The sequence below is a fragment of the Paraburkholderia caribensis genome (assembly GCF_002902945.1).
Classification (GTDB): Bacteria; Pseudomonadota; Gammaproteobacteria; order Burkholderiales; family Burkholderiaceae; genus Paraburkholderia; species Paraburkholderia caribensis.
In genome coordinates this window covers 1,637,625-1,648,815 of sequence record NZ_CP026102.1, presented here as the reverse complement: position 1 = coordinate 1,648,815, position 11,191 = coordinate 1,637,625, and the positions used below count along the sequence as shown (strand labels likewise).

The 11,191-nt window shown below is 61.2% G+C and carries 9 protein-coding genes; 7 read left to right on the top strand and 2 right to left on the bottom strand.

Features of this window, described 5'->3' with window-relative positions:
* Window positions 1-336 precede the first annotated feature (336 nt).
* The gene (locus C2L66_RS23860) at window positions 337-609 is read left to right on the top strand and encodes a hypothetical protein (RefSeq protein WP_060606252.1); all 273 of its coding nucleotides are present in this window, start codon (window positions 337-339) and stop codon (window positions 607-609) included.
* A 679-nt stretch (window positions 610-1,288) separates the two neighbouring features.
* Window positions 1,289-2,467 (top strand): DUF4382 domain-containing protein, encoded by a 1,179-nt coding sequence (locus C2L66_RS23850; protein ID WP_409372641.1) that lies wholly within the window; start codon window positions 1,289-1,291, stop codon window positions 2,465-2,467.
* Between the two features lie 260 nt (window positions 2,468-2,727).
* Here C2L66_RS23850 and C2L66_RS23845 read toward each other — a convergent pair whose 3' ends face one another.
* A complete protein-coding gene (locus tag C2L66_RS23845; RefSeq protein ID WP_054935068.1) occupies window positions 2,728-3,096 on the bottom strand; it encodes a hypothetical protein in 369 nt (122 codons plus the stop codon).
* 539 nt (window positions 3,097-3,635) lie between these two features.
* On the opposite strand from C2L66_RS23845, the gene C2L66_RS23840 reads away from it, so the two are divergent.
* Both C2L66_RS23840 and C2L66_RS23835 read left to right on the top strand, forming a co-directional pair.
* Entirely contained in the window at window positions 3,636-4,181 is a 546-nt protein-coding gene (locus C2L66_RS23840; RefSeq protein WP_054935067.1) for a TadE/TadG family type IV pilus assembly protein, read from the top strand.
* Between the two features lie 52 nt (window positions 4,182-4,233).
* A complete protein-coding gene (locus tag C2L66_RS23835) occupies window positions 4,234-5,307 on the top strand; it encodes a TadG family pilus assembly protein (RefSeq protein WP_231950034.1) in 1,074 nt (357 codons plus the stop codon).
* Between the two features lie 44 nt (window positions 5,308-5,351).
* Here C2L66_RS23835 and C2L66_RS23830 read toward each other — a convergent pair whose 3' ends face one another.
* Window positions 5,352-6,728 (bottom strand): sialidase family protein, encoded by a 1,377-nt coding sequence (locus tag C2L66_RS23830; protein WP_225031563.1) that lies wholly within the window; start codon window positions 6,726-6,728, stop codon window positions 5,352-5,354.
* Window positions 6,729-7,368: 640 nt separating this feature from the next.
* Here C2L66_RS23830 and C2L66_RS23825 point away from each other — a divergent pair.
* The 3 genes from C2L66_RS23825 (at window position 7,369) to C2L66_RS23815 (ending at window position 11,172) form a co-directional block, all read left to right on the top strand.
* On the top strand, window positions 7,369-8,853 hold the full coding sequence (locus C2L66_RS23825) for a sensor histidine kinase (protein ID WP_060606257.1): 1,485 nt from the start codon (window positions 7,369-7,371) through the stop codon (window positions 8,851-8,853).
* A complete protein-coding gene (locus tag C2L66_RS23820) occupies window positions 8,838-10,223 on the top strand; it encodes a sigma-54-dependent transcriptional regulator (RefSeq protein WP_060606260.1) in 1,386 nt (461 codons plus the stop codon). The genes C2L66_RS23825 and C2L66_RS23820 overlap by 16 nt, the downstream gene beginning before the upstream one ends.
* A 148-nt stretch (window positions 10,224-10,371) precedes the next feature.
* A complete protein-coding gene (locus C2L66_RS23815; protein ID WP_060606263.1) occupies window positions 10,372-11,172 on the top strand; it encodes a hypothetical protein in 801 nt (266 codons plus the stop codon).
* Window positions 11,173-11,191 lie beyond the last annotated feature (19 nt).

Below are 11,191 nucleotides of genomic sequence, written 5' to 3'. Positions count from 1 at the left end.
CGGCAACGCGCGACAAACTGACCCGGCGCGGAGTCAGGCTGGCGCCGCCGAACTGGGCTATCGGCGGCGAGCGGGCAATCTGGATCGACTGGGAAAACGGCACGCTGGCCGGTGCGTCGGACCATCGCAAAGACGGCTGCGCATTGGGTATCTGACGGGCCCAGGCGGGTGGCACCCGTTGTCTGCCACCGCGTCGAGCCGCCTGGGGTTTGTACCTATATCGGCAACATTCAATTGTTCTGCGAGGACTTAATTACGAGCCGCCTCCGGCCTAGACTGGCATCACTGAAACGCAAACGGGTGTTTGCGGAGAAATCAAGCCTGGAGGTAAGTACCATGAAACTCGTTCAATCGCTCGTTGTTGCTGCTGCCCTCGCCATTCCCGCTGTCTCGTCGTTCGCTCAATCCACCGAGACGGCCGCACCGATCAACACGCAAGTCGCGGCTGCTGCAGATTCCGGCGGCGTCGCCGATGGCACGTCAGCGTCGGGTAGCCATCACGAACTGCGTGCGTTCCGCAGCGCTGTTTCCCGTGTGGGCCACAAGATCGAAGGCTCGATCCGCCCGGATGCAAACGATGGGATGAAGCCTGTGTACTTCGGTTCGTAAATCGCGGATTGATCGCAGGGTAACTGTCGATGTATTCGCTAAGAGACGCGCAGGCTGCCTGCGCGTCTTTGCTTTCTTTCTTCCGCTGTCTCGCTGCACCCTGCCAGTTTGTTCAATAAACGCGAGACAGAAACCCCTGTATCTGCGCTACCACTCTGCGCCTTCACCCACTGCCGACGCGACACGCCTCGTCGACCCCAAGCGAATATCGCCATTGGCGAAATACCTTCGACGCTGGTCTGCAACGATATCTACAGCATATTCGCGTCGTGAAGATCGTTGCCCGTCCGTAGGAACCCGTTGTTGTCGAGCGAGATGCCGCATGTGTCTTCGCACGGGATGCCGGTATGTGCGCCGAACTTCTGTGCCTGAACGAAAGCGCGGTCCGCGAGAGCGTGACCTGTGATGCCCGTGGGGAAACCGAAGCACTCTTCGCGATTAAATGCTCTTTTGACTTCAAGCGATGATAGAAGGCGCCGTGCGGGCATGAACCATGACTTTCACCGCGCCCGTATAAGCGAATACCGGCCATAGAGTCGATAGTGATTTTCATCCACACAACGCATGCTGGGTCGTCGACGCTTGGGCGCAATCCGTTACAGACGATTGCAATTCTCTGAGCAAAGTTACCGCCTGTTTCCGTACACTTCTGTCCACACAAAAAGATCATCAGGGACGAATCATGAGAACGACAAAAATGCGGCTTTGCATACTGGCGATTCCATTTGCGCTGGCTGCATGCGGAGGGGGTGGCGGCGACAACAGCAGCAGTAACACTGGCACACTGCACGTGGCAATGACAGATGCACCGTCTTGCGGTTTCGATCATGTGTATGTGACTGTCACCAAGGTACGCGTCAACGCAAGTTCTTCTGCCGGTGATACCGACGGCGGGTGGACCGATATCACGCTGCCGTCGCCGCAGAAGATCGATCTTCTTTCGCTGACCAATGGCGTCCTGACTGATCTCGGTCGAGCGCCGCTTGCTGCGGGCCAATACCAGCAGATCAGACTCGTACTCGCGCAGAATCAGGGCAACACGGTCGCCAATTCTGTTGTCGTAAGTGGCACGACGGCCGAGCAGTCACTTGCAACACCGAGTGCGACACAGAGCGGATACAAGATCATTCAGCCCTTCACGGTCCAGGCCAATACGCTTGTGGACCTCGTACTCGACTTCAATGCATGCAAGTCGATTGTTGCGCGCGGCAATGGCACCTACAGCCTGAAACCGGTTGTCACGGCCACTCCAATGGTGGTAAGCGGCAGTATCGCGGGATATGTCTCGACGGCGGAGGCCGGGGCGACCGTCTACGCGGAACAGAACGGCCACGTCATTCGTGGCACGGTCGCGGACAGCAGCGGCCAGTTCATTCTGAGCCCGCTTGTGCAGAGTTCGTCGAACGGCAATTACGATGTTGTGATTGTGGATAACAGGCAACCTAATGGGCACGCGAACGGCGTCATTCACGCTGTGCCCGTCACGGCGGGCGCCAAAACGACGATCGCAACATCGGCGGCACCGATTACGTTGCCGTCGTCCGCCGTCAATACGATTTCAGGCACGGTAACGGCATCTGCACAGGCCACAATGCGCGGGCTGCAAAATGACGGCGTGGGATCGTACGAGGTGACATCGACGAACGCCAATCTCGATACAGGCGCATACACGCTCGCTGCGCCGGCAGTGGCGACGTTGACGGGCACCTACAACGGGTCTTTGCCAGTCGCGCTGTCGCAGTCGGCCGCTGCGACTGGGGGCTATATCGTCGAAGCCGATAGCGCGAGCGGCGCCACTCAATCGACGGGCGTCAACGTGTCGTCGGGCAGCCAGGCGGGTATCAATTTCAACTTTTAGACCGGGAGCGCGGGAGAGGCCACGAGGTCTTTCCCCATTCACGCCATGAAAATAATCATGATCCTGTTGACGACAGCAATGGCTGGATTGTCAGGCTGCGCGGTGTATTTGCCCGATGAACCTCATGCAGTGGTCGTACCGCAAGGCAAGCCGCAGGGAGGGCCGGGCAATGGCTACTGCCCGCCGGGTCAGGCCAAGAAAGGAAACTGCTAATAAGCGGCTGCGAAACAACATGCATTTCCACTAAAAAACGCATTGCGCTATTTCGATGGCGCCGGTCGGTTCTGTTCGGCCGTTTCTTCGGGCGATGGCTTCGCCGTACAGGCCTGAAGCGCGGCCATCGCCTTTCTCGCCACGGCCAATGTTTCCTGACACGCACTCGGCTCTTCGGCTTTGGGGCATCCGCCCGCAGCGGAGACTTGCGCGAGTGCAGCCCGAATCTTCCTGAGTGCAAGCTCGGGTGAGCCTGTGTCCGCAATCAGGCGCGCCAGATTGAAAGCGCTGCCTGTCGGCAGTTCTACATAGGCGGGACATACCGATTCGGCGCGTGCGTCGACCGACGACAATATCAAAGCGCACAGCACGCTGACCGATCGTTGATGACTGAAACCGTAGCGAATGACTTGCATTCCCGGCTCCTTTCGCCACGAATGGTTCGTGACCATGTTTCGCGTCTGTTACCTCTAGCGACAGTTGCGTCGGCTGGACATCTGTCGAAGCGCAGAACGAGTCATCGCGCGGAGTCTCTTTTATGAAGAATGTTTCTGCGCGGCGAAGCTGATCTAAGAGCGGTTATAGCCGCGATTGCTTAAGGGATGCTTAAGCGAATACGCCTCCGTTATTCGCACGCTTCTCCGCCTTGTCTCAAGCGTGAGACAGGTCGGACGGCTACCGTTAATTCAGCCGAACGCCATTAATTATAGAAAGACGTGACATCTCGCGTCGGACGTATCGATCATGCGTGTCCAGGCTGAAACGTCCATGGCGGGCCTGCGCTGCAGAACCCGAAGCAACGGTCGCGATGACCCATGTGTGCAAGGTGTATCCGGCATTGGCATGTCATTTGCGAAGTTGCAGGCGCTTCGCGTCGATTCGCTCTGACGGATACGACGCGCAAGACGAAAGCCGGATTCATCCGGCAATACATCAAGCGAATACGGGGGAGTTCATGAAGCGCAAATCTGCACGTGAGAGCCGGTCATCGACCGTCACCCGGCATTTAAGTCGACGGGTAAATGACAGTGCGCTTCCACACGATGGCGTGAGTGGCGATGTACCTGTTGCGAACAATCGTCGCCGAAGGAATCTCGGGGCGCAACGCGGTGTGGCGGCCGTGGAATTCGCCATCGTGTTGCCGCTTCTGCTTCTGATCATCTTCAGCACCGCCGAGTTTGGGGTGGCGCTTTACGATAAGGCGATGATCACGAATGCGAGTCGCGAAGGTGCACGCGCTGGTGTCGTGTTACGCAATCCGAAGCCGAGCAAACAGGACGTCACGAATGTGGTCCTGGCCTATTGCCAGAACTATCTGATTACGTTTGGCTCAAGCAACACGCCGACGGTCAGTGTGCCATCCGGAATAGGCGGCACGTTCGGCACGCCGCTCACGGTCACCGTTTCGTACCAGTACGCAGGGTTAGGGCTGGGTGCCATGTTGTCCGCATTCACGGGGCCGATCGTCATGACGGCCACCACGATCATGAACAACGAGTGAGACGGCCATCATGCACGGTAAAAGTAAAGCAAGGCAGCGAGGCGCCGTTGCCGTGGTCACTGCGATAAGTCTGGTCATGCTGCTAGGGTTCGCGGCGCTGGCAATCGATATCGGCAACTTGCTGGTCGCGCGAAACGAATTGCAGAATGCCGCCGACGCTGCGGCACTTGCGGGCGCGCCGTGTCTGTTTCAGCGTACGCAGTGCGGTAATGCCACGGCGACGGCACCTGACTGGAGTTCGGCGACACAAAAGGCATCGGGCTTTGCGACGGCATCGAGTTCGAACAAGGTCCAGGGCGCCGCGATCAAGTTCACGCAGATTGCCTCGGGTTACTGGAACGTGACGGGTGCGCCCGGCAAGTTGCAGGCAGTGCCATTTACGCCTGGGGCGAACGATCTGCCGGCTATCCAGGTGACGATGACAAAGAGTACGGCCAATGCGAACGGTGGCATCCCCGTCTATCTGGCGGGCATTCTGGGCGTGTCGTCGCTGTCGGCCGCTGCCATTGCGACAGCGGTGGTGTCGAGACCAGGGTACGTTGGTCCCCGCGGTCTCTTTCCCGTCGCGATTTCGAAATGCCTCTACGACAACTACTGGAACACCTCGACCAACTCACCGAAGCAGGCAACGAGCACGGCACCCCTCAGCGGACAGACGGTGAATCAGACGCCCAATACGCCCTACGTCTTCCAGATTTCGTCGGCGTATCAGGCAAATGGTTGCGAAGCGGGGCAGTGGACGACACTGACCAGTCAGCAAAACGATGTGCCGTTCGTGAGAGGACTGATCGCAGGCCAGAATGCCGATTCGCTCGGCATTGGCTCGCAACCCGGCACGTACATCCAGCCTGGCGAAAAGAACACGCTCTTCACGGCGGTCGACAACTGCAGCGCTAACGGAGACCATTCGTGCGAGTACGAAACGGTGCCCGTCGTCAACAGTGTCGGGACGGGCTATCAGCCCGTGGTGGCGTTTGCCTGTGTGCGCATTCTCAAGGCGGACAACGGATCGAAGCCGTACATACTCGTGCAGATGAGCAATCAGCCGGATAAGTGCCAGGCGGCGAACTCTGGCGGCGTGGGACCGAATTATGGTGCCATCACGCCGCCGCGCCTGGTGCAGTGACCCGCCGCCAGGTCCGCTTCACGGATCGAATCGCTCCCTGGCATCTACGGCTGTGCAAACACGTCGGTGCGATTTGTGAGATTTCCCGTGTTCGTTTGTACGAAGAACGGCACGAATGTCGAGCCGATCGCGATCAACCCTTGATAGTCCCCGACGAAGAATCCTTCGGCATTCGGTGCAGTCGTGAGGTCGAACGAGCCCGCCAGGTGGATTTCGTTGCCGAACGTGACGCCTTTGTTGGCCGATGTCGTTTGCCAGATATCCGTCGGTAGCGAAGTGATGTTGCCAGCCGCCAGATTGCGGAAATCGTAGTACGTCACGGCAACGCTTTCCGACGAGTTGACAACGATGCCCGGATTGAATGCGGGGCGTCCTGTGGGCGTGTTGACCCGTATCGGCGTGCTCCAGGTCGCGCCGTCGTCACCTGACGTGGAAAGCACGATCTCATCGTACTGCCCGCCATTGAAGCGGGAATCCTGCCACACGACGTAGAGCCGCCCGGTAGTCGGGTCGATTGCGGGCTCGGGAATGATGTCCCCTGAACGGACCGCATCGCCGGTATTCGGATTGAAGACCGATACGGTCTGCAGCCCCGAGATGACTTTCGGCTTCGTCCACGTTGCGCCGTCATCGGTCGATTTGATGAACGCCACTTTGCCGGCCGCTTTGGAAAACGGCGGAGAGATCAGGTTGAAGAAGTCATAGAGCGTTCCCTTCTGCGAATTGACCACGATCTGGTTGCCGATGGTCTGCTGGCGGGAAGGTACTTTCACGATCTCGGTTGGTGTGCTCCATGATTTACCGCCATTGGTCGTCTTCGAGAACAGCGTCGGCCCCCGGAACGCTGCCGTATGCCGGTTGGCGTATGGGTTCCCGTTCGGCAATTCCAGCCGGTCCCACACGGCATAGGCGACGCCTGCCTTGACGGGATTCGCCGTCACCGACTCCTTGTCGTTGAAGAACTGCAATGTCGGTTCGTTGTTGGCGATGATGGTGCTCGGTAGCGCCCACGTCAGGCCGCCGTCGTTCGAAACCGAAGCGAGTACCGCATTGCTGTTGTCGGATTGATTGAATGAGATCGAAACAGCGTACGCCTTGCCATCGGGCCCAATCGACACCCACGGATCGGACGCGCGCTCGTAAGCTGTCCCGCCCGCGCATGCGCTGAATGGCAATGGCGCTGGCTTACTCCATGTAAAACCGCCATCGCTCGATGAACTGGCAACCAGGCCGTGCGCGCCGCCGTTGTCCCATCGGTCCTGCTGCCATACGCCGATCAGTTTCGTGGGGTTGGCCGGGCTGCTGGCGATCCAGGGCTCGACTTCGGCGTTCAGATAGTTCGTGCCGGGGCCGCCTGTGGTGCAACTCGCAAAGGGACTAGGACCGGAGACCAGAACGGGCGCAGCACGACTGGTCGGCATGATTGTGGCGAGGACAATAACGAGCGGGATGCTACTCAACACTACACGGGGCTTGTAGCAACGCATGGAAGGCTCCTTTCCATTGCGGCCTGTAGCAACGTGCTGTAGCCTGCTAGCGGTTGCGAAATCAGTGGAGTGGCTTGCTTCTTCGCCGATGTTTTCAACGACGGCTTCGTCGGCGCGTTTTGTTTCCGCCATTGTTCGCTCGCCTTAGGTGCTACCGCTTCGATCGCCACAGAACGCGAACGCTGGTCACCGCCAGCGCATCGGTCAAGACTGAACTACGCATAGCAAACGGTTTTCTCACGCATCAGAAACCTCGGTTCATGATGACTGGCCTCTTTGCCACGACGGTCATTTGTCAGATGCGTGGAATGGACTCTAGGTCGTGACGAAAGACGTTGCGCGAGTTTTTTGTAACAATTGAAAGCGATACGCACTCTTATTCGTCGATCCATAGTCGGCCTGTGTTTCCGCATAGAACGCTGATGCCGAAACAAAGCGAACGCATCGGTTTTCGCAATCCCGGTCCGCCGCATTATCGCGCTGAGGCACAATTGAACGAACGCGCTGTCATCCACGGATGGCGGCAGAGAATTTGCTAATGATCATCCTCGTTCAGTTCCCGTGCAGGCTCCTTATGCCGAGACCGTCGTTCTCCACCCAGCTTTACGTACTGTGGATACTTGTCGCCATCCTGTGTGGCATGTTGATCGTAGCCGTGTGGCTGATGCTGTCGTCGGCACTCGGAGAGCGTGTCGATGCCGCGAAACAACAGGCGACAGCGACGTGCACGGCGGTTGCATCGCGCTACGATCTGTCGATACGGCGGCCGGATGAAGCTGACGTCGATCTCATGCATGCCGTGCTCGATCTCGTGCTGATCCGCACGGAGGGTATCGAAGGCGGCTTCTGGAGTGTCGCACCCACGGCCGGCGCACCGAATGGCTTTCTCGCGTATGCGTTTCCGACCTATGAAGGCAGCGGCGTGAAGCGCGACATCCCCGAGGCGGAAACGCCGCTCATTCTCCGCACGCTGCACAATGTAGCCAGCACCGGCCAGATGCGGGCGGACGTCGTACCCGCGAGTGCTGATGCAGTGATCGCCGTCGCCTGCCCCGTCCCGCATCATGCCGGGCTCTTCGCATGGGTGCTCACGCGCGCGCGCCCGCCGTTCGGGCCGTATGGTCAGCGCGCGGCGACCTTGCTGGCAGGCGTACTCGCGATCATCGTGGTGCTGGCGCTCTTGCTCGCCATGGCCTTCAGGCGCTGGAAGCGTAATCTCACGCAACTCGAACTGGCACTTGCGCCGAACGGCAGGCTTGAACAGGGCAGGCACATCGAGCGGCTCGGCGAACGGGATCTGGACAACATCGTCGACGCGCTCAATCGATACGTCGAGCGCGCCGACCGTCTTCAGCGTGAAGCGGGCGAACTGCGCGCAAAGCTCGGGCAGGCGGAGCGCTTCGGCGCGCTGGGCAAGATGGCCGCGCAGATCGCGCATGAAATCCGCAATCCCGTAGGGGCGATGCGGCTCAAGGCGGAAAACGCGCTCGCGGGTGACGAGGCACGCCGGGAGGCTGCCTTGAGAACCGTCATCGAGCAGGTCGGGCGTGTCGAGTCGCAGCTCGCGAGCCTGCTTGCGCTAACCCAGCCGGTCATCATTCGCGCCCAGGAAGTCGATCTGCCCGCGTGGCTCTCCGATGTCGTTCGTCCGCATGAAGCGGGCGCAGAGAACCGGCACCTATCGTTGACGTCGCAAGCCGATTCCTGTGCCACGCGTCCCGCTTTCGATGCCGCGCAACTGGCACGCGCGCTCGATAACCTGATCGTCAACGCACTGCGGCATGCGCCGTCCGGCGGACAGGTCACGGTCCGGGCACGTGCCACGACCCAGGACGGCGGCAAGCGGCTCAGGCTCGAGGTGCTCGACGATGGTCCCGGCGTGAAGGCAGACGAACGCGAGCGCATCTTCGAGCCATTCGTGACGGGCCGGCCCGACGGATCGGGTCTCGGCCTTGCTGTGGTTCGCGAGATCGCGTCGGCCCATGGCGGCCGCGCGTGGCTCGCCCAGGAGTCCAATCAGACCTGCTTTGTGATCGACATACCATGGCGACCATCCTGATCATCGACGACGACGACGCCTTTCGCGACGGCCTCGCAGAAACTGTCCGCGACCTTGGCCACACGCCGCTCGAGGCGCGCTCGGGTGAAGCAGCGCTTGAATCGTTGCGTGAGCATCCGATGCCCGACTGTATCTTTCTCGACTTCCGGTTGCCGGACGCGGATGGTCTCTCGGTGCTCGAGTCGCTGCGCGGACTGACAGGTCCGCAGCAGGTTCCCGTTGTGATGCTGACCGCGTATGCGACCAGCGACAACACGATCCGCGCGATGCGGCTCGGAGCCTGGGAGCACTTGACGAAGCCGGTCGGCCGCGACGAGATCGCGAGACTCCTTGAGCGCATCCTTGCGGCCCGTGTCGATGCGCCGGCGCCTGAAGCGGCGCAGGCGTTTGCGGAGGAGCCGTCTTCACGTGAACCGCAGTTGCTTGGGGTCAGCGAAGCCATGCGCGACGTACAGAAGCGCCTCGGCCGTGCGGCGGGCACGAACTCGACCGTGTTGATCACAGGCGAAACGGGCACCGGCAAGGAAGTGGCCGCGCGCGTGCTGCATCGTGCGTCAGCGCGCGCCGACGGTCCGTTCGTTGCGGTGAATTGCGCGGCGATTCCGCAGGATCTGCTCGAGAGCGAGCTGTTCGGCCATGGCAAGGGTGCGTTCACGGGGGCCCATGCGGAGCGGCGCGGCCGTTTCGAAGAGGCGCACGGCGGCACGCTCTTTCTCGACGAGGTGGGCGACATGCCGCTGGCGATGCAGGCTAAGCTGCTTCGCGTGCTGCAGGAGCGGGCGATTACGCCGCTCGGTACCAGCCGCACGATTGCAGTCGACGTACGCCTCGTAGCCGCGACCCATCGCGACCTGCCGGGCATGGTCGCAGCGGGCACGTTTCGCCAGGATCTGTTGTACCGGCTCAATGTGATTCCGCTGTACATGCCGCCCTTGCGAGAGCGGATAGCGGACATCCTGCCGCTGGCTGAACACTTTCTCGTGGCGCTGGCAGGACCGTCCGACGAGGCGCGCAAGCATCTCTCCGCCGACGCCCAGCGCCTGCTCGTCAGCTTCACCTGGCCTGGCAACGTGCGCGAACTGGCGAACGCGATCGAGCGCGCGCATGCGCTCGCGTCCTCTTCGCTGCTCACGCGTGAAGACTTCGCCTTCCTGTTCGACTCAGGCACGCACCCGGCCGACGCGATTCCCGCGAGCCTCATCGAACTTCCACTGAACGAAGCGCTCGCACAACTTGAACGTGCGTTGATTACGCGAGCGCTCGCGCTCGCCGATGGCAATCGCGCCGAAGCGGCGCGCCGGCTCGGCATCAGCCGGCAGTCGCTCTACACGCGTCTGGCGAGTCTGGGCCTGTCCGACTCTGATGCCTGACGTGCCCAGGTGTCGGAAAAACGGACGGCAACTGTCCGGTTGCTTGACACTGCGTTCCGGCTCAATCGCATCGCTGCCCGGCGCCACGGGCTTTCGGTCAATGGCATAGGCCTTGCAAAACACTCCACGCCAATTGAAGGAGTGGACCATGCAAGCGATACCGAAGTACCCGCGCCGCCATGCGACGGCGCGCGTCCTGAATGCAATCCATGTTACGGCGCTCGTCGTGGCGAGCGCGGGATGCGCGGCCCAGACGCAACCCGAGCCGCCCGCTGCGCCTCCGCCTCCCGTCGCGACAGGCGCGATGCCACCCGTACCGCCGCGAGACATGGCTCCTATGGTGCCGTTCCCGCCGCCGCGCGGCGGCGGGCCGCTTGCCGACGTCGGGCCTGCTGTTACCGCGCAGGGCACCGTCTCGCGCTTTCTCATCAATCCGGATGGCGATGTCGATGGCTTTCTGACGAGCGACGGCGTGCTCGTGCATTTCCCGCCGCACATGGGCGCACAGCTCACCGCGACGGTTCGCCTGGGCGACGAGGTGCAGGTTAGCGGGTGGCGGAATGCGGCCGGCAATCTGACGGCGCAGCGCATCATCGACACCCGCAGCGGCCAGCAACTGGTGGATCAGCCGCCGCAGCCGGGGGCGCTGCCGCTGCCGCGTGAACTGCGCGGCGCGGGGCTGTCGCGCCTGAGCGCGCAGGGCCAGGTGGCGCACGTCACGACTGCACCGCGCGGCGAACCCGATGGCGTGATTCTCGCCGACGGCACCGTGATCAAGCTCACACCGCCGGTCGCCCAGCAGTTTCCAACGCTCGTGCAAACGGGCGTGAAGGTTTCTGCGCAGGGCTATGGCACCCGAAACCAGTACGGCACGGCATTGCAGGCGACGGCATTCGGATCGCCCGGCAACCTGACCCGGCTCTACGACCGCGCGCTACCGGCGCCTTGAGCCACACCTATGAGGTCAC